Genomic DNA, 22,540 nt, shown 5'->3' with positions numbered 1-22,540 from the left:
AAAGGCCTGTCCGTTATCTGTCCGGTTTGTGGGCGATTTGTGGCCTTTTCTGTCCGATTCTTGTCCCGGCCGAAATGAGCGTGTCCGCTTCGTGGGCGTTCTCTGTCCGAATCGTGGCCATCTCTGTCCGGTTCTTGTCCCGACCCGAAAAGGGCCTGTCCGTTCTGTGTCCGCTTCCTGTCCGAATCGTGGCGTTCTCTGGGCGTTCTCTGTCCGCACTCGGCGGCCAGACCCTCTCGATCAGCCGCCGAATGAGGGTCCGAGGACAGAGAACGGACAGATATGGCCAGAAAACGGACAGGCTACTCGAAGGCGATGTCCGAATCGTGGCGATTCTTGTCCGTTCTCTGTCCCGCATTCCGAGGCGATCTCAGGCCTTTGGAGGCGCCGCGACCGGCACCGCGGAGGCCGCCGAGAGGGTGCCCGGTGCCGCGGAGTTTGGCAGCTCTCTGGCAGATCGTGGCATTTCCTCGGCAGGCTTTGGCAGGATCGTGGCAATCGTCGTCAGAATCGTGGCGCAGTCTGAAGAAGGTCTGGCACTTCTCTGCCACTTCGTGGTCGAATCGTGGCAGATTATGGCATTTTCGTCGCACCTCGGCCCGCAGCCCGAGAAGGGTTTGGCAGTTCTCTGGCAGATCGTGGCATTTCTGAGGCAGAGTCTGGCACTTCTGCGGCATGGCCCGAAAAGGGTTTGGCAGCACTCTGCCGCATCATGGCATTTCTCTGGCAGACCTTGGCAGGATCGTGGCACGCCTTCGCGGCCAGGCCCTCTCGAGCACCCGCCGAATGAGAGTCCGAAGCCACGAAAATGCCAGACTTTGCCAAGAAAGTGACACAGCATCCGCAGGCGATGGTCGAATCGTGGCAGAGTCTGGCATTTCTCCGGCACGCTTTTTGAAGCGATTTCGAGCCCTCAGCGTGGCGATACGGGCGCCGAGCCGGAGCGGCAGCGCAGGCGAGCACGACGACCTGCCGGGCGACGACCGCAGCGGTAGCGGAGGGAGGTGCTCGGTGCTGCGGGACCCGGGCGGGAGCGGCAGCGCACGCCCGTCGCTGCGATGACCTCTGCGGCCCGGAGAGCCTGGAGCGGCAGCGGCAGGCTCGGAGGCGGCCGGAGCGGCAGCGCAGGCTCGGAGGCGGCCGGAGCGGCAGCGGCAGGCCGGTGGTGGGATCGGCGGACGTGACGGGGCGCGGCCCCGCATCAGGGTTTGCTGGAGCGGCTCCCAGCGGGCCTCGGCAGCACGAAGCCCCGGACGCGCTTACGCGTGCCCGGGGCTTCGTGGAACTCCTGCTGCCTACTCGCTCGGTACGAGCCCATTCTCGACAGGAGCAGCGGCGCCCTCACCGGTACTACCAACACGGAACACAGCGCCCTTGTCGCGCTTGGCCGGGTCGATGGGCTTCGTCCAGAAGTGGCCGGCATGTTCAGCACTCTGCTCATGCACGGACATGCGATCGCCTACGCGCTCACCGAGCCAGAGCGAGTCGACGTCCCAGACCCCATCATCGAGCTCACGGATGAGATCTGCGAGCTCGAGCGCAAAGCGATAGCGATAGCCGTCCCGCGTAAGCACGCCACGCCGAATCTGTGCGCGCTCCCACTCATCCGCCGACTGCAGACGCAACTCATTGGGATGCGCAGCTTCCACCTCGCCCCACTTCCTGAAGAGCGAGTACATGAACGCCGGCGGCAGGAGGTCCCAGGCGTAGCGCTCTCGGGTAGCCAGCCAAAAGCGGCGCACAGCACTGTGCGCCATGCCGTGCCGGTCGCGCACTGACGCCAAGAGCTGCCGCTTGGACTCGATAGCATCAACACCGTTCTCGATGTCGCTAACGATCATGCGAACCATCTCGAGAGCGGTTCTCTTCTGCCCTTCGATGCCCATCTCTGGCACCTCCTTCATGTAGTGCGGCCCATCGGCCGCCGTGTCCTTCGCCCTCTCGGGCGCCTGCTCGTGGAGCCGCGACGCGTCTCCTCGGGAAATCTCGTTCATGACTCGGCGCTCCATCGCGCATCGTCATGGGGATCGGGCACGCCGTCGTGTGCCGGTGCTGCGACAGGCGCAGCAGCCCGAGCCTTCGCTGCACGGGCCGCGTCGTCGGCGTCGCGGGCGCTCCGGCGCCTGCGCTCGATCGTCGCGTGGACGAACTCCATGCCCTTCTCGCCGATCTGCTCGCTCATCAGGTGCAGCGCCTCCAGCGCCCACTCGGCGCGCAGCTTCTCGCGAGGATCTCGGTCGACCTGCACGGTCTGCTCGATGCCCGCGCCGTCCTTCTTGACCACGCGGGTCTGCGCGCGGGGCGGCTCGGGCTCGATGCCGAGGATCGCGTAGACCTCCTCCGCCAGTCCGCTGCGGGCCTGCAGGGCCTTGGCAGCACGCTTCTCGGCCAGCAGGGCTTCGCGCTCTTCGCGCTCGATCGCTGCGAGCTCGCGCTTCGCCTTCTCCGCTGCAGCCCTCGCGTTAGCCACACGGGTGCTCACGTTCTTCGCCATGGTCAGCTCCTCTCTGCTGCTGCGTCCGCAGCGTCGTCCGTCGAGTCGACGATGTTGAAGCCCCTGGCAGCCAGAGCTTCGAGGTCGTCGACGCTCGCCTCGCGAACCGGGGCCACGTCCTCCTCGTCGCCAGGAGTGCCGGCGGTACAAGCAGTGCGGGGCACGATCCTCACGAGGCCTCGCGCGGTGGCCGGCGGCACTGGTGAGCAGACCTTGCGCCAATCGTTGCTCCCACGGGCACCGGTGTTCATCCACGCTGTCAAGTCGAGGGTCCGGATCAAGGGCTCGGGATCGTCCATGCGATTGCCGACCCAAACCGGGTCCTTCGGCGCATCCCAGTGGCCGCCGCGCTTCGCCTCTTCCTGGACGATGCCCTTCAGCCTCTTCGAGAACTCGCGGGAGCCGAGATTGGTCTGGCCGTAGTACTCACTGCCCTTGAAAGCGCCGTACAGGAAGCTGTTCGGCAGCACGTCCCACACGAACTTGTCGGCGTATTCCTCCCAGAACTGCCGCACCGTGTCATTGTCGACCTTGACCTCCTCGAGGAGCGTGCGACAGCTCATCGGCACGTCGAACTCGGGCGAGTCGGGCGCTCCGCCGAAGGGCGTGTGCAGCGCGTGCCACACGACGTAGCTCAGCACCTCGGGATCTTTGAGAAAGAGCTGCTTGATCTCCTTGAACTCCTTGCCCTCGAAGTTCTTGGGGAACAGCAACCAGATGAATCGCCGATAGAGCGAATCGGTCTTGTCCCTGGTCTTCGCGATGCCGTTCATGCACTGCACGATCGACCCCTGGAAGCGAACCGTCACGACAGGCTTGTGCTTCCTGTTGATCGCGAGGCGATCGCCCGTGATGGCGTTCTTCAGGCGGCCGAGCTTCGGCAGGTACTCGCCGACGTCGTTCTCGTCGACCAGCACCGCGTTCGCGCGCAGCAGCGGCTCGAGCTTGAAGTCATTGCCATCGCCGCCCCACTCGTCCAACGGTATCGACGTGTATCCGTTCGACCCCTCGCCGATGAGGTTCATCATGAGCTCGAGAAGAGTGCCTTTCCCGCTGTTTCCGCTCTCCGAGTAGAAGAAGACGGCCCGACCGAGCGGCAGCCCAGGACGCAGCACCGCGGCGATGACCTGCCAGATGAAGGCCACCACCTCTTGCGCATCGGGCAGCTCAGGGTGGAAGACGTCCAGCAGCCATTCGTCGAACGTCCATACGGTGCCATCAGACAGCATCCGAACCGGTTCCTCGGGCTTGCTCAGCGGGCAGTTCGTCGAGAGCTTCGACATCAGCACGTCGCGCTCAGGGTCGAAGTCACGCAGAGTCTTCGTCACGGTGTCGAAGACTCCGTTCGCGCACGCCACCGAGCGGCCACGGTCCAGAGTGCGCTCCACGCGGTGCTTGCCGCCTGCCGCATTCCAGACGATGCCGCGCGACTTCCCGGAACCGAGCAGCTTGCTCATGCCCTGCTGGCTCAGGTCAGGAGAGATCTCGTGGGCGAGGTTGGCCAAGGCCGACATGTCCTCGACGTAGATGCCTGCGTCGGCGCCCTCCTCGACGTACACCGCGAGCAGGTCCTCGTCCTCGTCCGCGCTCAGCCCAGCGAGCGCGATGCGCTTGATCCGCGCGAACCTGTACATGAGCTCGACGATCTGGCCGGGCACGAGACGGCCCTTCGGCGGTGCGCCATCGACGTATTCGACGATCATCTTCTTCGTCGTGTCGTCCGGCACGAACATGCGCGTCATGAGCGCTTCCTTGGTGCGCTCGATCAGCTTCGCGCCGGCCAGCGCCTTGCTCTCGTACTCCTCGGGGACGAATCCAGCCAGAAAGCTCGCGGTCGCCCACGCGATGCGCACCTCTGCCGACCAGCTCCCTGGGAGGACAGGCCACTCGGTGCCACCAGGGACGACCTTCGACCCTCGCTGCATGATGAAGCGGCCCTGGTCGAGCATCTTCTGCGTCACCTCGAAGTAGCGCAGCTCGGGCACCGGGCCTCCCTGCGGCTGCAGGGCGAGCTTGCCCTGGCTCGGCGGTGCGCCCGTGTTGTGAGCGTCGACGGCCTTCTTCTTGAGTCGCTTCAACTCCTGCGCCCTATCAGCGGGGCTCGCGAAGCCGAAGTCGCCCTGCTGCCACGTCTGGGCAGCGCGCTGCTCGACATCCGCCTCGATCTCGGCTGCGGTCGCCATGGCGCTGTAGCGCGTGACGGGCTGGTCCGTGAGCACCTTGCGCTCGAAGGCGGGCACTGCGGAGCTCAGCTTCTTCTGCGGAGAGGTGACGGGCTTCTTACCGAAGGCAGTCCCTGATGAGGCTCGCTTCTCGTGTTGCGAATCGTTCTCATTAGCGTTAGGCTGGGAGTAGTTCAAAGCTTCAGCACCGAACTCTGCCGCCCCATTAGCCGTGGGGCGGCTTTCTCTTTCGGGCGGACCGCCCGTCTCGGGTGCACGCTGCGGGGTCGTCTCAGGCATGGGCTGCCTCGTTCCCGCCGAGGATCGAGGCGAGCTGCTCGCGCTGGCGCTCGGTCAGCCGCGGCGCGTTCGCGACGATGCGTGCGATCGCGAAGTTGAGCTCGGTCTCGGGTGCAGGCTTTGCCTCGCTGTGGTGGACGACTGCCGGGCTCGCGAAGGCTTCCAGGTCCTCCAGTCGGATCTTGATCCTCCGGCCGGTGCGGACGGCTGGGAGCCTGCCCGCGGCGATCCAGCTGCGGAGGGTCGAGTACGCGCCGTAGCCGGCCGCTTCCGCTTCGTAGAGGGAGAGGTACTGCGGGGTGTCGAGGTTCGGTCGGGTGGTCCTTGCCGTGGACGACATTTGGGGTCTCCTAGTAGTAGACCCCGTCCCGCTAGGACGAGATCGCTACCAGGCCTATCGGCGCCCAGCCCGACAACCATTGTCTGCGGCGATCTTATGCAGCCGGCTCCGTGGCACCGACCGGGCGGCATCGCTGCCGCCGGCACGCTCTCTCCCGCGCGTGCCCTGAATCGTCATCCGGCTTGGGAGGGAGCTCCGGCCGATTCACCCGGCTTTCGCTGGGCTCATCATCTGACTTGTTCATGAGCCTAGTCGCCATTTTGAATCATGTCAAATCGCAGCGCTTGCTGCCCAGATTTCGAATATGCTTTTAGCGCTCAACAACGGCGAGGAGGACAATCGCATATTCCGCCGTGACCGCCCCGCGCTCTTCGTTCCCGAACCGCCGCACCGTGCGCAGGAGGTGTCCTCCCCTCCTGGCTGGAGCTCCGGCGCTGACTCGCCCCGGGCTGCCAGTCACCGCGCGTCGCTCGACTCGCTCCTGGGCGATGTCCGCAGCGGGCGCGGTGGCCACGCGGTCTGGCTCGTCGGGGAGCACGCGCAGCCCGCTCCGTGCGCCACGAACCGGATGGCTGCCCCGCGCAGGCTGCTGGCGCGCCGCCGCGTACGCCGGGTGTGCGCTCCGTGCGCGCGCGCCAGGGGTGGCGACGCCTCTCGGGGAGACGTGCGCAACGCTGCCACGGTGCGCGGGAGCTTCCCGTTCCGCGCCGCCGGTGGCAGGGGTGGGGACCAGGTGAAGTCTGGGGTTCATGGGTCGTCCTCTCTCTCGCACGGCCCGGCGGGTGCCGGTTCGACAAGCTTGCGGGATGCGGCGCAGCAGGAGTGCTCGAGTGCGCCAGGTGTGGAGAAGTGCCTCGCACTGCGGCGAGCGCGCAAGCTGTGGACGAGAGAGCTCCCTCCCGCGAGCGTCTCCTCGCGCCGGCTACACGCCAGCGAGCATCGCGAGAATCACCGGTGCCACACCGATCGCAATGAACGCAGGGAGCACGCAGAGCCCGAGGGGAAGCAGGATCTGCACCCCAAATCGCTCGGCGCCCCGTTCGAGCTCCGCGGCGGCGCGCTCGCGTGCCGCGCGACCCTCCGTGAGCAGCAATGGTCCGAGCGCCGCTCCGGTGTCTTCGGCGCTCGCGACAACGGTGTCGAGCAGTTCGTCCCGGCAGAACCGATCAAGCGGGATCCACTCCGCTCCGACCTCGTCGACCGCGTCGGCGGTGCGCAGCCGCGCGAGCGCGGGCGCAGTACCTCCTCCGAGTGCGACCCACAGCAGCTCGCACTCGAGCCCGGTCACCGCGTCATCGCGCTCGGCGCGGCGCTGAAGCGCACGGGTCCACATCACGCCGGTGCACATGAGCGCGATCCCCACGATGAGGAGCCCGATGCCCGGCCCGCTCATCAGCACGGCGATCGGGTTGAACCCGAGCAGTGCACCCATTCCACTCGCGAGGGCCGGGAGCGCGAGCACCAGGCGCACGGTGGCGCGCGGCCCGGCGTGCAGCACGGCGCGCCGCTCCGCAATCTTCGCGAGCTCGCGGCAGGCTTCGGCGACGCGCTCCAGCACGGGCGCCAGAGGTGCCCCGCTGCGTTCGCTGAGCAGCCAGGCAGCCGCGAGCACGCGCCACGGGGCGCGCGGCCGAGCAGCGAGTGCCGCGGCGACTCCCGTGCCGTCGTCCACGGCGCGCGCGATGTCTGCGGCTGCGACGGCGACGCCCGCCGCGATCGCTGGGCCGCGAGTACGCGGGCCCAGCACGCTGCCAGACGGATCGCCACGAGTCTTCCGACCCTCCGCCGCGAGCGTGCGCCACAGCGCCGCCGCGGGGACACCCCCGCGCAACAGTGCTGCGGCCCGTGCTCCCAGCGCGGCAACAACACTGGTCTCGACGGCCGGGTCACGCCGCTCGCGCACGGCGCCCCCGTTCACCCCGTGTGTCGAGCCCACGGACCGCAAGCGTGCCGCCCGCGCCGATCGCCAGGCGGGCGACGCCCACGACACGGGGGACTCCCCGATCCCGCGCGAGATGCACCACCAGATCAATCGCCGCGACAACCTGTCGCGCCAGCGCCTCGGCGGACAGCCCGGCGAGTGCCCCGAGCGCTTCGAGCCGTGCGGGGACCTCGGCGATGCTGCTCGCGTGCAGCGTCCCAGCGCCCCCATCGTGCCCGGTGTTGAGTGCGGCGAGGAGCGTGGCGAGCTCGGCACCACGGCACTCACCGAGCACGATTCGATCCGGGCGCATACGCAGTGCCTCTCTGAGCAGCGCCGCGAGCGACACTCTTCCCACTCCCTCCGCGCTCTCCGGCCGGGATTCGAGCGAGACCACGTGAGGGTGCTGAAGCCGCAACTCTGCGAGATCCTCAATCGTGATGATGCGCTCTTCGGGCCCCACCAGATCGAGCAGCGCCGCGAGCAGCGTCGTCTTGCCGCTGCCGGTCGCCCCGGTGAGCAGGATGTTCTGACGCTGCCGCACCGCGTGACGCAAGACCTGATCGGTGGCGCCATCGCAGATTCCGCCGCGCACGAGCTCCGCATACTCGGGCCGAGCGATCCTCGGCACTCGGATGGAGACTGCGGCACCCGCAACCGCGATCGGCGGGATCACCGCGTGCACCCGGATCCCATCGCCGAGCCGCACGTCGGCGGATGGGCGGAGTTCATCCAGTTGGCGCCCGCCCGCTGCAATCAGGGAGATCGCGAGGCGATGCACGGCTGCCGGCGCCGCCTGCCATCCTGGAACGGCGCGCGGCCCGGCCCCCTCGTCCAGCCACAGGGTCCCCACTCCGTCCACCACCTGCACCAGGAGATCCCGGAGCCGTGGTCGGTCGAGGAGCGGGAGCAACCCGCCCAACGCCCGCCGCGCCGAGAGCGCGAGCCGGGCCGTGCGCGGCCCCAACGGCTCCTCCACCCACGGAGCCCGAGAGGAAGCTGCCCCGGCGATCGAGGCGGCCGCGGCCACGGAACGTGCGAGCATCGCGGCCGCAGCGGCCGGCGGACCAGCACGCTGCGGCGGGAATTCTCCGCTGTGCCTGGCGAGAGGAAAGTGGGTCATACTGCCAGTCAACGCTGGAATTGCGCGGTCGCGGCGGCGCACCCCAGAATGTGGATTGTTCGGCCGTTTTGGATCCCTCCTTCCGGGTGTGGGCGAGGGTGTCACGGGGGTATACCCTGAGGAAGCATTCAGCGTCCCCTGCGTGCGTGCACCGCACGGGACGGCTTCACACACGACACGGATAAGGGCGTCCATGACTGATCAGCACGGCACTATCGAAAGCCACCCACTGCAGAATGCCGATGGGACCGAAACGTTCCCACCCAGCCCAGCGTTTGCAGCGCAGGCCAACCTCTCAGATTCCTCGGTCTACTGGCGAGCCGCCCAGGATCCCGAGGCGTACTGGGCTGAGCAGGCCGAACAGCTGCGCTGGACTAAGCCGTTCACCGAGATCCTCGACTGGACAAACCCGCCGTTCGCGAAGTGGTTCGCTGATGGCGAGCTCAACGTCGCGGAGAACTGCCTCGATCGTCACGTCGCGGCCGGTCTCGGCGATCGGATCGCGATCCACTTCGAGGGCGAACCGGGCGACACCCGAAGCCTCAGTTACGCAGAGCTCACCAACGAGGTGAAGCGCGCGGCAAACATGCTCACGAGCCTCGGTGTGCAGGCCGGTGATCGCGTCGCCATCTACATGCCAATGATTCCCGAGACGATCATTGCGATGCTCGCCATCGTGCGCCTCGGCGCGGCCCACTCTGTCGTGTTCGGCGGTTTCAGCGCCGACAGCCTGCGCGCGCGCATCGACGACGCGGAAGCCGAACTCGTCATCACCGCAGACGGCGGGTACCGCAAGGGCCGCGCCTCCGCACTCAAGCCCACCGTTGACGATGCGCTCGCCCTGCATGGCGGCGGCAGCACCGTGCAGAAGGTGCTCGTGGTGCAGCGCACCAACAATGAGGTCGTGATGGAGCCTGGCCGCGACCTGTGGTGGCATGAGGAGATCACCGCGTTCGACGGTGAGCACACCCCACAGGGCTTCCCAGCAGAGAACCCCCTGTTCATCCTCTACACGTCCGGCACCACCGGCAAGCCGAAGGGGATCCTGCATACCTCGGGCGGCTACCTCACGCAGGCGAGCACCACGCACCGGAACGTGTTCGACCTCAAGCCGGAGAGCGACGTGTACTGGTGCACCGCCGACATCGGGTGGATCACCGGCCACAGCTACGTCGTCTACGGCCCGCTCGCCAATGGTGCGACGCAGGTCATCTACGAGGGAACCCCGGAGACGCCAGACTGGGGTCGCTGGTGGTCAATCATCCAGAAGTACGGCGTGACGATCTTCTACACGGCGCCGACCGCCATCCGCGCCTGCATGAAGGTGGGCCGTCAGGTTCCTGAGCAGTACGATCTCTCGAGCATTCGCCTGCTCGGCTCGGTCGGCGAACCGATCAACCCCGAAGCCTGGCGTTGGTACCACGAGGTCATCGGCGGCGGGAAGGCCCCCATCGTCGATACCTGGTGGCAGACGGAGACGGGTGCACTGATGATCTCACCGCTGCCCGGCATCACGAGCCTGAAGCCCGGTAGCGCGCAAACCCCGCTCCCCGGAATCTCGGCCGCCGTGCTCAACGAGGCTGGCGAACCTGTCAAGAACGGGCAGGGTGGACTACTGGTCATCCGCCGCCCTTGGCCGTCAATGGTGCGCGGCATCTGGGGCGATCCCCAGCGGTTCGTCGACACGTACTGGTCGAAGTTCGACAATCAGTACTTCGCCGGCGACGGCGCTCGCCTCGACGAGGACGGCGACATCTGGCTGCTCGGCCGCGTTGACGATGTCATGAACGTGTCCGGGCACCGGCTGTCGACCGCGGAGATCGAGTCGGCGCTCGTCGAGCACCACGCGGTTGCCGAATCGGCGGTGGTCGGTGCGGACGACGAGACGACCGGGCAGGCCGTTGTGGCCTTCGTGATCCTGAAGTCGCAGCAGACGATCCTCGACCCCGAGGAGGCCGAGGTCGAGCTGAAGAAGCACGTTGCCGCTCAGATCGGCGCGATCGCGCGGCCGCGTCAGGTGTTCATCGTGAACGAGCTGCCGAAGACCCGATCCGGCAAGATCATGCGACGCCTACTGAAGGACGCGGCAGAAGGCCGCGAGGTGGGCGATACCACGACGCTCGCCGACACGGCTGTGATGCAGACGATCTCGGCGCGCGTGCGCTCCGAGCGCGGCGCGAAGTAGCGCGCGGGTGCCCGGGCTGTGGCCCGGGCACCACTTCAAGCGGAGAAATCAGAAATCTCGGGGCCGATCCAGTGATCGGCCCCGAGATTTCTGATTTCTCCGTGTGATTTGGGGGCGCGGGCGCAGGGCTCAGGCGCAGCGCGCAGAGCTCATGGCGCGCCCCCGTCGAACTAGTCCTCGATCTTGAAGACGAACTCGATCTCCACTGGGGCGTCGAGCGGCAGCACGGCGACGCCGACGGCGGAGCGCACGTGAATGCCCAGGTCACCAAACACGCGGCCGAGGAACACAGAGGCACCGTTCGCGACGGCCGGCTGCCCGGTGAACGCGGGATCCGAGGCGACAAACGCCGTGACCTTCACCACCTGCGAGATCCGGTCGAGCGAGCCGACCACGCCGCGCACCGCGGCGAGCGCGTTGAGCGCACACAGCTGCGCGAGCTCCTCAGCGCGCTCGGGGGACACCAGCCCCTCGCCGACGCCCACCTTGCCGGTCTCGGGCAGTGCACCGTTCACGAACGGCAGCTGGCCGGCCGTGTAGACGTAGTTCCCGTCGCGCAGCGCGGGGACATATGCGGCGACCGCTGCGGCCACCTCGGGGATCTCGAATCCGAGTTCGCTCAGGCGATCTTCAATGACAGACGACATAGTGCTAGGCCTTCTTCCTCTTCAGATATGCGACGTTGCCGCCAGCTGGTCCCTCAATGATCTGGACAAGTTCCCAGCCCTGTCCGCCCCAGTTGTTGAGGATCTGGGCCTCGTTGTGCAGCAGCAGCGGAGTCACGAAGTACTCCCACTGCGTCGTTTCGGTCACGTCACTCACGTTCGGATCTCCCTCGGAAAGCGGCCGGATCGGGTCCGGATCGGTGATGCGCGCGCCGATCGCGAACGCCATCTCGTTCGCGGATTTTCAGCTACGTCGCATACGCTTACATCTTATGACCCGACAGACACCCCAGTCCTCGCGCGTGCGCTCCATGAAGCCGCGCAGTGCGGGCGGAGCCCTCGGAGGCATTCTTGGCGCCGTCGCGATGAGCGCGATCGCCGGAGTGCTCGTCACCGCAGCCGTCACCCCGGTGGTCGCACTGAGCGGCACCGCGGCCAACTCCGCGATCGAGATCTTTGATCGCCTTCCCGCGCACCTCGATCCGGGTCGCCTCGCCGAGCCCTCGACGCTGTGGGCGAAGGACGCAGCCGGCAAGGACCATATGCTCGCGGAGTTCTACGACCAGGATCGTGAGACCGTCGCCTGGGACGAGATCTCGCAGTTCGTGAAGGACGCCGCGGTCGCGGAGGAGGATCCGCGCTTCTACACGCACGGCGGCGTCGACGTCCTGGCGACGGGCCGCGCCGTGCTGCAGAACGCTGCCGGCCAGAACCTCTCGGGCGCCTCGACAATCACGATGCAGTATGTACGCAACGTGCTCATTCAGGACGCGCTCGCGATCCCTGATAAGAAGGAGCAGGACGCCGCCTACAAGGAGGCGATGAAGCAGGACATGGATCGCAAGCTCAAGGAGATGAAGCTCGCGATCAGCATCGAGAAGAAGTTCCCGAAGGACGAGATCTTGCTCGGCTACCTGAACATCGCACTGTACGGCCGCACGATCTACGGCATCGAGTCGGCAGCGCATTACTACTACGGCACCTCGGCCAAGGACGTCACCCTCGCGCAGGCCGCCAGCCTCGTCGCTATCGTGAACAACCCCGGCCACCTGCAGATCGACGTGCCCGAGAACATCCCCGCGAACAAGGAACGGCGCGACAAGATCCTTGGCAGCATGCTGAAGCACGGCAAGATCACGCAGGCCCAGTATGATGAGGCCGTCGCGACCGAGGTGGAGCCGAAGATCACGCCGCGCGTGGCCGGCTGCGTCGTTGCGGAGCAGAATTACGGGCTCGGCCATTTCTGCGACTACGTGCAGCGCTACATCAAGCAGGATCCCAACTTCGGCGATTCGCCTGAGGAGCGCGAGTTCAACTTCAGCCGCGGTGGCTACCAGATCCACACCACGATCGATCTGGACATGCAGCGCGCTGGTGTCGACGCCACGCACGCGACCGTGCCCGCCCAGATGGAGGGCATCAACGTCGGTTCGGCGTCGAGCAGCGTCGAGGTGAACACCGGACGCGTGCTCTCCATGGTGCAGAATCGGCCGTTCAGCAACGACCCGAACGTCCTGGAGAAGAACAAGGACTACACCGCGATCAACTACAACACCGACTACGAGTACGGTGGCTCGAGCGGGTTCCAGGTGGGATCGACGTTCAAGCCGGTGACGCTCGCGCAGTGGATCCAGACCGGGCACTCGGTACGAGACATCGTCAACGTGAACGCGCGAACCGTGCAGGAGAACTCGATCCAGGCGTCCTGCATGCCGGATGGCGTGTACGGCTTCGGCTCGTTCACGTTCCAGAACGACAACAACTTCACGCGCGGCAACCAGTCTGTTCTGACCGCGATCGCGCAGTCGGTCAACGGCGGCCTCGTCTCGATGCAGCAGAAGATGGACCTCTGCGGCACGTTCGACACCGCGAAAAAGCTCGGTCTGCACCGCGCCGCTCCGCAGACGAACGAGGACCTGCCGACGTACGGCACCACCGAGCTCAGCATGGTGCCCTCGAACGTCTACGGCGGCATCGACGAGATGGCGCCTATCACGATGGCTGCGGCGTACGGCGCGTTCTCCGGCAACGGCACCGTCTGCACGCCGGTGCCGATCGATTCGATCACCGGCCCCGACGGCGAGCAGGTGCCCTTCACGAAGAGCAAGTGCTCCGAGGCGCTCTCCCCAGAGGTCGCTGCCGGCGTGGCATACGCGCTCCAGTACACCGTGGAGAACGGTCTCGCGAAGCACGCGCGGTCTGCCAGCGGCGTCCCGCACCTCGCGAAGACCGGCACCACCGACGACATCGTCGACAACTGGACCGTCGGCGCGAGCAGCAAGGTCGCGACCGCCACCTGGGTGGGCAACGCCGGACCGATCCAGTTTGCCGACGGCACCTGGGGCCGCGTCTCGACGCAGCCGTTCGGCGACCTGATGTACGCCGACCAGTACATCTGGCCGCAGATCATGAACGCCGCCGACGCGCGCTACGGCGGCGATCCGTTCCCCGAGCCCTCGGCCACCGCGATCCAGCAGACCATGGTGCAGGTGCCCGACGTCAAGGGCAAGTCCTTCGACGAGGCGGTTGGCATGCTCACGCAGCTCGGCTTCAACGTGGTCGACGGCGGCGAGGTCGACTCCTCCGCTGGCAAGGGCCTCGCGGCTTCCTCCAGCCCGGCGGCGGGCGAGCAGGTGGGTCTCGGCTCCGGCGTGACCGTCTACCGCAGCAACGGCGAGGCCGCAAAGGTGCCCGGCGACCTCGGCGGCAAGAGCGGCGACGACGCGAAGTCCGCGCTCTCGAGCGCCGGCTTCGGCAACGTCGACTTCACCTGTGAGGATGGCGGGAAGCCCGACCCGAAGAAGGACAAGGTGGTCTCCGTGAGCCCCGACGGCGGCTCGGACGCGAAGACGAGCGGCAAAGTCACGCTCACCCTGTCCTGCAAGGCAAAGAACTAGCGCGGATGGCAGGCACCGTCCGGCCGGCTGCGGTCGCTCTCGGAGCGGCCGCAGCCGGGGTGACCCTGTGGGCAACGGTGATTGAGCGTCAGCTCTTCACCGTGCGCCGGCACACGCTGCCGATCCTGCCCACGGGTGCCTCCCCGATCCGGATCCTCCAGCTGTCGGACCTGCACCTCGCCCCGTGGCAGAACCGGAAGATCGACTGGGTGCGCTCCCTCGTCGAGCTCCGCCCGGATCTCGTCGTGCTGACCGGTGACCTGATGGGGCACCTGGAGGCGCGCCACGCGCTCATCCACGCGCTGCGCCCGCTCGCGGAGCAGGCGCCGACCGTCTTCGTGCACGGCTCGAACGACTACTACGGGCCGCGGTTCAAGAACCCGGTCAAGTACCTGCTCGAGCCCAGCCGTCTGAGCACGCGCGTGCCGGACATCGACAACGCCGCGCTCACCGCTGGCCTCAGCGGCATCGGGGCGATCGACCTCAACAACACCGCCGCGCGGTTCGAGGTGCAGGGCACAACGCTCGAGCTGCTCGGGCTCAACGATCCCCACATTCGTTACGACGACGTCGCCGCGATGCGCGAGGCGCACGCCGCCCTGCCGGAAGCGTCCGGCGAGATCGTGCGGCTCGGCGTCGTGCACGCGCCCTACCAGGAGGCGCTGGGCGAGCTGCTGCGGGACGAAACGGCGCTCATCCTCGCCGGGCACACCCACGGCGGCCAGGTGCGCGTCCCCGGCGTCGGCGCGATGACCTCAAACTGCGACCTGCCGCCCGCGCAGGCGCGGGGGCTCAGCGTCTGGCACGACGCGCACCGCGCAGCCTTCCTCAACGTGAGCGCGGGTCTCGGCAACTCGATCTACGCGCCGGTGCGCTTCGCCTGCCGCCCGGAGGCGTCGCTGCTGACGCTGGAGGCCGCCGCGTAGCGTTGTCGCGCGCTTTCGGCGGGCGCGGTGGTGGCCACGTTCTCTTCCCTCAGTGATTCGGCGAAACCAAGCCCGATCCTGCGCAGTGGGCTTGGTTTCGCGGAATCGCGTGCGGTTGCCGCGTGGTCGCCGACGTCGTCAGCACCACCGCACACGCCTGGGGGGCGGGACTCAGTGAGTCCCGCCCCCCAGGCGTGTGCGTGCGGCCGAACTATGCGGCGAGCAACTTCGCCGCGACGAGCTCCGCGATCTGCACCGCGTTCAGCGCTGCGCCCTTCCGGAGGTTGTCATTCGAGATGAAGAGCACGAGGCCACGGCCCTCGGGCGCGGACTGATCCTCACGGATGCGGCCAACGAACGAGGGATCCTGGCCGGCCGCCTCGAGCGGGGTCGGAACGTCGCTCAGCGCGACGCCCGGCGCCGCTGCGAGGACCTCGCGCGCACGGTCGGCGCTGATCGGGTTCGCGAACTCTGCGTTGATCGACAGCGAGTGCCCGGTGAACACGGGAACGCGCACGCAGGTGCCCGCGACGCGCAGCTCGGGCAGGCCGAGGATCTTCCGGCTCTCATTGCGGAGCTTCTTCTCCTCGTCGGTCTCGCCCTCGCCGTCCTCGACGATCGAACCGGCAAGCGGCAGCACGTCGAAGGCGATGGTCTTCGTGTATACCTCGGGGGCGGGGAACTCCACCGCGCTGCCGTCGTGCACCAGCGCCTCAAGCGCGCCGGACTCCACCGCTGCGGTCGCCTGACCTGCGAGTTCCTTCGCGCCGACCAGGCCAGAGCCGGAGACCGCCTGGAAGGTGGTAACGACGAGGCGCTCGAGGCCCGCCTCGGCGTGCAGGGCCTGCATCACGGGCATCGCGGCCATCGTGGTGCAGTTGGGGTTCGCGATGATGCCCTTGGGCGCGTTGTCGATCTCCTGGGGGTTGACCTCGCTCACGATGAGCGGGACCTCTGGATCGAGACGCCACGCGCTCGAGTTATCAATCACGATTGCGCCGGCAGCCGCGAACTCCGGGGCGTAGCGCTTCGACGCCGTGCCGCCAGCGGAAAAGAGCGCGACATCGATCCCGCTCTTGTCTGCGGTGTCAACATCCTCGACGGTGATCTGCTCGCCGCGGAACTCAAGCACGGAGCCGGCGGAGCGGGCGCTCGAGAAGAAGCGCACGGAGGCGATGGGGAAGTCGCGCTCGACGAGCAGGCGACGCATCACTGCGCCCACCTGGCCGGTCGCGCCGACAACTGCGAGGCTGAGCCCCTGCTGATCAGACATGTGTGGTCCTGTTCTGGTGAAGAATTCGGTGGTCTAGCGGCCGGTGCCGGCGTAGACCGTCGCGTCGGTATCGGCGTCAAGCCCGAACGCGGTGTGGAGAACGCGCACGGCCTGATCCATCAGGTCTGCGCGGGTGACGACGGAGATCCGGATCTCGGAGGTGGAGATCATCTCAATGTTGATGCCCGCCTCGAACAACGTGCGGAAGAGCTGCGCGGACACGCCGGTGCTCGTGCGCATGCCGGCGCCCACCACGGCGACCTTGGCAATCTGGTCGTCGTACTGCAGGTTCTCGAACTCGAGCGACTCACGCTCGGCCTCCAGCGCCTCGATCACGCGGCGGCCGTCGCCCACCGGAACGGTGAAGGAGATGTCCGTGCGGTTCGTGTCAGCCGCCGAGACGTTCTGCACGATCATGTCGATGTTCGCGTTCGTCTTCGCGACGATCTCGAAAATCTGCGCAGCCTTGCCTGGGACGTCGGGAACGCCACCGACCGTGACCTTCGCCTCGTCCTTCTCGGCTGCGATACCAGTGATGACCGGCTCTTCCACCTGTTCTCCCTTCGGATGCCCCTTGGCGGGGTCGTAGACGATGGTGCCCGTCTCGTTGCTGAACGAGGAGCGGACGTGCAGTGCGACACCGTGGCGGCGCGCGTACTCGACGGCGCGGAGATGGAGCACCTTTGCGCCGGACGCGGCGAGCTCGAGCATCTCCTCGGCCGTGATCGCGTCGATCTTGCGGGCCTTCGACACCACGCGCGGATCGGTGGTGAACACGCCATCAACGTCGGTGTAGATCTCGCACATGTCGGCGCCGAGTGCTGCCGCGAGCGCGACGGCGGTCGTATCCGAGCCGCCGCGGCCGAGGGTGGTGATGTCGCGCGAGGTGCGGCTGAATCCCTGGAAGCCCGCGACGATGGCGACCGCGCCCTGATCAAGCGCCTCGCGCACGCGGCCGGGGGTGACGTCCACGATCTTCGCGGAGCCGTGCTCCGCCGTGGTGATCATGCCAGCTTGGCTGCCCGTGAAGGAGAGCGCCTCAAGGCCCATGCCCTTAATGGTCATCGCGAGGAGCGCCATGGAGATGCGCTCGCCTGCGGTGAGCAGCATGTCCAGCTCACGGGGCGCGGGGATCGGGGTGCACTCTGCGGCGAGATCGAGCAGCTCATCAGTGGTGTCACCCATGGCGCTGACCGCGACGACCACGTCGTTGCCAGCGCGGCGGGTATCGACAATCCGCTTCGCGACGCGCTTGATGCTCTCCGCATCGGCAACCGACGAGCCCCCGAACTTCTGCACGATCAATGCCACGCGGGTTCCTCCTCAAATGCGAACGCGAGAGTCCAGTCTATCGCGAAGCGTATGTCTGACTGGCTCGCACCCCATTCCAGCCGGAGAAATTGGTTTCCTCGGAGCTATTTCGTGCGTTCGCACCGCTTTTCTCGATTTCTCCGAAGGTTGGGGGGCCTGGCGCCGGGGCCTCAAAGCGCGCGGGACTCACGGGAGGGGCGGGGCGGGCGCTACTCGACGCGGCGGCGGCCCTCGAACGCGCGGCCGAGGGTCACTTCGTCGGCGAACTCGAGGTCGCCGCCGACCGGAAGCCCTGATGCGAGGCGGGACACCGGCACTTCAATGCTCGTGAGGAGGCGTGAGAGGTACGCCGCCGTCGCCTCACCCTCCAGGTTGGGGTCGGTCGCGATGATGACCTCACGGATCTCGGCGTCCCCGACCCGACGCATGAGCGCGGGAATCGCGAGGTCGTCGGGCCCGATCCCGTCGATCGGGCTGATCGCGCCGCCGAGCACGTGGTACACGCCGCGGAACTGGCGGGTGCGCTCGATCGCGACCACGTCCTTCGGCTCCTCGACCACGCAGATGAGGGTGTGGTCGCGGCGCGGATCCCGGCAGATCGAGCATTCCTCCTGCTCGGTGATGTTGCCGCACACCGCGCAGAAGCGCACCTTCTCGCGAACCTCGGTGAGGAGCTCGGCGAGGCGGGTCACATCGAAGTGCTGGGTCTGCAGAATGTGGAAGGCGATGCGCTGCGCCGACTTCGGGCCGATGCCGGGGAGGCGACCGAACTCGTCGATCAGGTCTTGGACGATTCCGTCGTACACGGTGCGTACCTCCTCGGTGTGCGGCGCGGGTGTTCGTGTGTGCTGCGCGGTGTGCGCCGCGCTTCAGTGTAGGGCGTTACTGGCCGGGGAGCGGGCGTTCTTCGACGAAGCGCGCGCCCAGCACCTCGCGCACCACTGCCTCGCCGTAGCGCGTGAACGCTGGCGCGGATCGCCGTTCCTCACCCGCTGGTGCTGCGCCGCCCTGCGGCAATGCCTCGGGCACCGACGGCTGGGGCGGGGCCGCAACGCTCGGCTGCTGGGGCGCGTCGACCGCAGGCGCGGCGGAGTTCGCGGATCGACCGTACGGATCGCCGTATGCGTCCTCGTACTCGTCGCTCGGCGCAGCATCGGCGTCGTCGTAGGGATCGCCGCCCGCGTAGGGGTCGCTCGGGATCGTTGCGCTGGGCTGCGGCTCCGCGCCGGCTGGGCCGGTGGTCGGAGCTGCCGGCGCCGGTGCCACGGTTGCTGCCGGCTCCGCTGACGCTGCCGGCTCCGCGGGTGCCGCGGCGGGCTCAGCTGGCGCTGTGGCTTCCTCCGTTGGTGCTGGGGCCGCGGCCTGCGGCTCGGCTGCCGCCGGGGCGCCGGGAGGTTCGGGGGCTCCGGACGCAGCTGCTCCGGCTGGTACGGAGGCCTCTGCGGGTGCAGCCGGAGCAGCAGCCTCTGCGGGTGCGGCCGGCGCGGCGGCAGTCTCGGGGGCCTCGGGAATGGGGCCGGCCCAGGCAGGGGCGGCCAGCGCGGGACCGAGCCCGTTCAGGCGTGCGGCGGCCCGAGCGACCGGGTCGTGCGCGTCAGGCGTTGCGGCGTGCGGTTGGGGTGCGGGAGATCCCGCTCGATGAGGCTCCTCTGCGTCACTGTCGGCCTGCGGTTCGCGCGCCGTGTTCTGCGCGGCCGGGCCGCTGCCCTGGGCGACTCGGGTCGGCTTGTACTTCACGCTGATGCCGACGGCGGAGAGAATCGTTTCGCGCAGCGGGCCTGCGCCGGCCGACTTGAACGCGGCGAGGTCCGACTCGGAGGCGAGCCCAACGGTGAGAACATCTCCGTCGAGCGCGACGGGAACGACCGGGGAGACCGCGCTCCACGCGTCACGGTCGGCCTCTAGGATCTCCTCGAGCAGCTCCGGCCACAGCTCGACGAGGTCGTCGAAACCGGGAGCTTCCCCGCTGCTGTCTGCGCGGGCACCCTCGGGGAGCTCGGCGTTCGGCTCATTCCCTTGCTGCGCCGCGACCGGCGCGGCCTGCTCAGGCGCTGGCGCGGCCTGCGGCGGCTTCGGTGCCGGCGTCGTGGGCTCGCTGCCGATGCTCTCGATCTGCGCTGCGCTCAGCACGTCGGAGATCGGTCGACCGAAGGACGCGGCACCCGCGTTGGGGTGCGGCGCGGTGTCCTGCACCGCACCGGGCGCGGGCTCGGGCACCGGCGCAGACGCAGGCGCAGAGTCCGACGCGGGAGCCGGTTCAGCGCTCGGCGCCGCATCGGGCGCGGCCGCGGCCTCCGCCGCTGCGGGAGCCGGCGCAGCCGACGTTCCAGCCGTGTCCTCGCGCAGGAACTCGCGAATCGACGCCGCGGTCTGTGCAGCGTTCGGCGCGCTGGGATCGGACCCCTGACCGGACGAGGCGGCCGGCGCAACAGCTGCCGGAGTCGGCGCCGCGGCTGCCGGAGTCGGCGCAGCGGCTGCCGGAGTCGGCGCTGCGGGTGCCGCAGCCGCGCTCCGCGCCGCGGCCACCGCGGACAGCGGGTTCACGGGGGGCGCGGGCGGCTGCGCGGGTGGCTGCACTGGCGCGGCAGCCTGGGCAGCTCCTGCGGCCACCGGAGCCTGCGCTGCCGGCACCTGCGCTGCCTGCACCTGCGCCGCGGGCGCACCGGCGGCCTGCACGAGCACGCGTGCCACCATAAGCTCGAGCTGCAGGCGGGGCGCGGTCGCGCCTGCCATGGAATCGAGTGCCGCGGCCACCACGTCGGCGGTGCGCGAGAGCTCGCCTGGCGCGAAGCGCTGCGCCTGCTCGAACATGCGGGTGAGCTGGTCCTGCGGCACCCCGCGGAACACGGCGGCTGCACCGTCGACCGTGGTGGCGCTCACCACGATGAGGTCGCGCAGGCGCTCCAGCAGGTCCTCCACGAAGCGGCGCGGATCCTGCCCGGTCTGCACCACTCGGTCGGTCGCCTGGAACGCCGCGGCCGGATCGTGCGCACCGAACGCGCTCACGACGTCGTCGAGGAGCTCGGTGTGCGTGAAGCCGAGAAGGCCGGCCGCCCGCTCAGCGGTGACGAGCGCCGTCTCGGAACCGGCGATCAGCTGGTCGAGGATGGAGAGCGTGTCGCGCACGGATCCCCCGCCCGCACGCACCACGAGCGGCAGCACGCCTGGCTCGACCTGCACGCCCTCGCTGTCGCACAGGGACTGCACGTAGTCGATCAGCGTGGCGGGCGCGATGAGCCGGAACGGGTAGTGGTGGGTGCGCGAGCGGATCGTGCCGATCACCTTGTCCGGCTCCGTGGTCGCGAAGACGAACTTCACGTGCGGCGGCGGCTCCTCAACGATCTTGAGCAGCGCGTTGAAGCCGCCGGGCGTCACCATGTGCGCCTCGTCGATGATGAAGATCTTGAAGCGGTCGCGGGCCGGGGCGAACACCGCGCGTTCGCGCAGCTCGCGCGCATCGTCGACACCGCCGTGGCTCGCGGCGTCGATTTCAACAACGTCGAGCGATCCCCCGCCGTCCCGGCTGAGCTCGACGCAGCTCGGGCAGGTCCCGCACGGGGTGTCCGTCGGGCCCTCGGCGCAGTTGAGGCAGCGCGCGAGGATGCGCGCCGAGGTGGTCTTGCCGCAGCCGCGCGGGCCGCTGAACAAATAGGCGTGACCAATGCGCCCGCTGCGGAGCGCGGTCATGAGCGGATCAGTCACCTGGGACTGTCCGATCATCTCGGCGAAGGCTTCGGGCCGGTAACGGCGATAGAGTGCGGCAACCACAATCTCAATGCTACCCGCGCCCACCGACATTCACCCGTGCGGGCTCAGCCCGCCGCGCTCACCAGCCCCCACGTCTGGCGCGCGATCTCCGCCTCCTCGTCGGTGGGCACCACGAGAATCGCGACCCGCGAGTCCGGCGTGCTGATGCGGCGCGGCTCGGACGTGCCGGACGCGGCGGCATTCAGCGCGGGATCGATCCTGATCCCGAACCACTCGAGCCCCGCGCACACGTCAGCGCGGAGCGCCGCGTTGTTCTCCCCGACGCCCGCCGTGAACGAGATCACGTCGGCGCCGCCGAGGGTGGCGAGGTACGCCCCGAGGTAGTGCCGGATCCGGTGCGTGGTGACGTCGATCGCGAGCTGGGCGTCCGCGTCGCCGGCGTCGGCAGCGGCGCGCACGTCGCGGAAGTCGCTGGTGCCGGCGAGGCCGCGCAGGCCCGAGCGCGAGTTGAGGAGCCGGTCGAGCGCGTCGACGTCGTACTCGGCCTCGCGGTTGAGGTGGAACAGGATGGACGGATCCAAATCTCCCGAGCGCGTTCCCATGACCAGCCCCTCGAGCGGGGTGAGCCCCATCGAGGTGTCGACCGAGCGGCCCCGGTCGATCGCGCACATGGAGGCGCCGTTGCCGAGGTGGAGCACGATCTGGGAGAGCTCGTCGAGTGGGCGTTCGAGGAATCGTGCGGCGCGCGCCGACACGTACTGGTGGGAGGTGCCGTGGAAGCCGTAGCGGCGGATGCCGTGCGCCGCGGCCACCTCGCGGTCGATCGCGTAGGTATATGCCGCAGCCGGCATGGTCTGGTGGAACGCCGTATCGAACACCGCGACGTGCGGCACATCGGGGAATGTTGCGCGCGCCGCGACGATCGCCTGGTGGTGCGCCGGGTTGTGGAGCGGGGCGAGCACGCCGAGCTCCAGGATGCGCGCGGCCACCCGATCGTCGATGACGGTGGGGGCGAAGAAGTCGTTGCCGCCCTGCACGACGCGGTGGCCCACCGCGTCGAGCGCGGAGCCGGCAAGCGGCTCACCGGTGCGCGCGAAGGCCCGCTCCATCTGCGCGAAGCCGGCGGTGTGATCCGGGATCGGGAGTTCCTCCTCGAAGGCAGCGTCGCCGGCGCGGTGCTTCACCCGTCCAAGCGGATCGCCGATCCGCTCCACGAGACCGCTCGCGATCCGCTC

16 protein-coding genes are annotated in these 22,540 nt (G+C 68.3%); 3 read left to right on the top strand and 13 right to left on the bottom strand.

Annotation, left to right across the window (positions count from 1 at the left end; genetic code table 11):
* Positions 1 to 1,295: 1,295 nt before the first annotated feature.
* The 6 genes from EGM46_RS02875 to EGM46_RS02850 form a co-directional block, all read right to left on the bottom strand.
* On the bottom strand, positions 1,296 to 1,994 hold the full coding sequence (locus tag EGM46_RS02875; RefSeq protein ID WP_125098667.1) for a hypothetical protein: 699 nt from the start codon (positions 1,992 to 1,994) through the stop codon (positions 1,296 to 1,298).
* Positions 1,991 to 2,494, bottom strand: a complete 504-nt coding sequence (locus EGM46_RS02870; protein WP_125098666.1) for a hypothetical protein — start codon at positions 2,492 to 2,494, stop codon at positions 1,991 to 1,993. Before EGM46_RS02870 ends, EGM46_RS02875 begins: the two co-directional genes overlap by 4 nt.
* A 2-nt stretch (positions 2,495 to 2,496) precedes the next feature.
* Complete coding sequence (locus EGM46_RS02865; protein ID WP_125098665.1) at positions 2,497 to 4,956, bottom strand: DNA primase family protein; 2,460 nt, start codon at positions 4,954 to 4,956, stop codon at positions 2,497 to 2,499.
* Positions 4,949 to 5,296, bottom strand: a complete 348-nt coding sequence (locus EGM46_RS02860) for a helix-turn-helix domain-containing protein (RefSeq protein ID WP_125098664.1) — start codon at positions 5,294 to 5,296, stop codon at positions 4,949 to 4,951. Before EGM46_RS02860 ends, EGM46_RS02865 begins: the two co-directional genes overlap by 8 nt.
* A gap of 922 nt (positions 5,297 to 6,218) precedes the next feature.
* Positions 6,219 to 7,214, bottom strand: coding sequence for a type II secretion system F family protein (locus tag EGM46_RS02855; RefSeq protein WP_125098663.1), 996 nt, complete (start codon positions 7,212 to 7,214; stop codon positions 6,219 to 6,221).
* Positions 7,183 to 8,340, bottom strand: coding sequence for a CpaF family protein (locus tag EGM46_RS02850; RefSeq protein ID WP_241156147.1), 1,158 nt, complete (start codon positions 8,338 to 8,340; stop codon positions 7,183 to 7,185). The genes EGM46_RS02855 and EGM46_RS02850 overlap by 32 nt, the downstream gene beginning before the upstream one ends.
* 193 nt (positions 8,341 to 8,533) lie before the next feature.
* Between EGM46_RS02850 and acs the strand changes: the two genes are divergently transcribed.
* Positions 8,534 to 10,525: an acetate--CoA ligase gene (gene acs, locus EGM46_RS02845; RefSeq protein ID WP_125098662.1), complete on the top strand. Its 1,992-nt coding sequence runs from the start codon at positions 8,534 to 8,536 to the stop codon at positions 10,523 to 10,525.
* 170 nt (positions 10,526 to 10,695) lie between these two features.
* On the opposite strand, the gene EGM46_RS02840 is transcribed toward acs, so the two are convergent.
* Both EGM46_RS02840 and EGM46_RS02835 read right to left on the bottom strand, forming a co-directional pair.
* The gene (locus EGM46_RS02840; protein WP_125098661.1) at positions 10,696 to 11,172 is read right to left on the bottom strand and encodes a RidA family protein; all 477 of its coding nucleotides are present in this window, start codon (positions 11,170 to 11,172) and stop codon (positions 10,696 to 10,698) included.
* 4 nt (positions 11,173 to 11,176) lie between these two features.
* Positions 11,177 to 11,419, bottom strand: coding sequence for a DUF4177 domain-containing protein (locus EGM46_RS02835; RefSeq protein WP_241156146.1), 243 nt, complete (start codon positions 11,417 to 11,419; stop codon positions 11,177 to 11,179).
* Positions 11,420 to 11,462: 43 nt separating this feature from the next.
* Here EGM46_RS02835 and EGM46_RS02830 point away from each other — a divergent pair, with 43 nt between their 5' ends.
* Positions 11,463 to 14,087, top strand: a complete 2,625-nt coding sequence (locus EGM46_RS02830; RefSeq protein ID WP_241156145.1) for a transglycosylase domain-containing protein — start codon at positions 11,463 to 11,465, stop codon at positions 14,085 to 14,087.
* A gap of 5 nt (positions 14,088 to 14,092) precedes the next feature.
* Positions 14,093 to 15,013 carry a metallophosphoesterase gene (locus EGM46_RS02825; protein ID WP_125098660.1) on the top strand — a complete coding sequence of 307 codons (921 nt, stop codon included), beginning with the start codon at positions 14,093 to 14,095 and terminating at the stop codon, positions 15,011 to 15,013.
* Between the two features lie 211 nt (positions 15,014 to 15,224).
* On the opposite strand, the gene EGM46_RS02820 is transcribed toward EGM46_RS02825, so the two are convergent.
* The 5 genes from EGM46_RS02820 to EGM46_RS02800 all read right to left on the bottom strand — a co-directional run.
* Complete coding sequence (locus EGM46_RS02820; protein WP_125098659.1) at positions 15,225 to 16,286, bottom strand: aspartate-semialdehyde dehydrogenase; 1,062 nt, start codon at positions 16,284 to 16,286, stop codon at positions 15,225 to 15,227.
* A gap of 33 nt (positions 16,287 to 16,319) precedes the next feature.
* Entirely contained in the window at positions 16,320 to 17,597 is a 1,278-nt protein-coding gene (locus EGM46_RS02815; RefSeq protein ID WP_125098658.1) for an aspartate kinase, read from the bottom strand.
* 209 nt (positions 17,598 to 17,806) lie between these two features.
* The gene (recR, locus tag EGM46_RS02810; protein WP_125098657.1) at positions 17,807 to 18,403 is read right to left on the bottom strand and encodes a recombination mediator RecR; all 597 of its coding nucleotides are present in this window, start codon (positions 18,401 to 18,403) and stop codon (positions 17,807 to 17,809) included.
* A gap of 76 nt (positions 18,404 to 18,479) precedes the next feature.
* Positions 18,480 to 21,395 carry a DNA polymerase III subunit gamma and tau gene (locus tag EGM46_RS02805; protein WP_431194062.1) on the bottom strand — a complete coding sequence of 972 codons (2,916 nt, stop codon included), beginning with the start codon at positions 21,393 to 21,395 and terminating at the stop codon, positions 18,480 to 18,482.
* A 14-nt stretch (positions 21,396 to 21,409) separates the two neighbouring features.
* A partial coding sequence (locus tag EGM46_RS02800; protein WP_164512794.1) for an acetate/propionate family kinase occupies positions 21,410 to 22,540 on the bottom strand: 1,131 nt, incomplete at its 5' end.

This window comes from Leucobacter chromiireducens (assembly GCF_003917135.1).
GTDB classification, from domain to species: domain Bacteria; phylum Actinomycetota; class Actinomycetes; order Actinomycetales; family Microbacteriaceae; genus Leucobacter; species Leucobacter chromiireducens_A.
Note: the sequence above shows the minus strand (reverse complement) of the source record. Positions and strands in the feature narration are given on the sequence as shown.

Bases quoted from the DNA above. Each gene is read 5' to 3' on its own strand.
- EGM46_RS02860 (WP_125098664.1), bottom strand. From the start codon at position 5,296: ATGTCGTCCACGGCAAGGACCACCCGACCGAACCTCGACACCCCGCAG.
- EGM46_RS02830 (WP_241156145.1), top strand. From the start codon at position 11,463: ATGACCCGACAGACACCCCAGTCCTCGCGCGTGCGCTCCATGAAGCCG.
- EGM46_RS02865 (WP_125098665.1), bottom strand. From the start codon at position 4,956: ATGCCTGAGACGACCCCGCAGCGTGCACCCGAGACGGGCGGTCCGCCC.
- EGM46_RS02835 (WP_241156146.1), bottom strand. From the start codon at position 11,419: ATGGCGTTCGCGATCGGCGCGCGCATCACCGATCCGGACCCGATCCGG.
- EGM46_RS02825 (WP_125098660.1), top strand. From the start codon at position 14,093: ATGGCAGGCACCGTCCGGCCGGCTGCGGTCGCTCTCGGAGCGGCCGCA.
- EGM46_RS02840 (WP_125098661.1), bottom strand. From the start codon at position 11,172: ATGTCGTCTGTCATTGAAGATCGCCTGAGCGAACTCGGATTCGAGATC.
- EGM46_RS02820 (WP_125098659.1), bottom strand. From the start codon at position 16,286: ATGTCTGATCAGCAGGGGCTCAGCCTCGCAGTTGTCGGCGCGACCGGC.
- EGM46_RS02850 (WP_241156147.1), bottom strand. From the start codon at position 8,340: ATGACCCACTTTCCTCTCGCCAGGCACAGCGGAGAATTCCCGCCGCAG.
- acs (WP_125098662.1), top strand. From the start codon at position 8,534: ATGACTGATCAGCACGGCACTATCGAAAGCCACCCACTGCAGAATGCC.
- EGM46_RS02875 (WP_125098667.1), bottom strand. From the start codon at position 1,994: ATGAACGAGATTTCCCGAGGAGACGCGTCGCGGCTCCACGAGCAGGCG.
- EGM46_RS02805 (WP_431194062.1), bottom strand. From the start codon at position 21,395: ATGTCGGTGGGCGCGGGTAGCATTGAGATTGTGGTTGCCGCACTCTAT.
- EGM46_RS02870 (WP_125098666.1), bottom strand. From the start codon at position 2,494: ATGGCGAAGAACGTGAGCACCCGTGTGGCTAACGCGAGGGCTGCAGCG.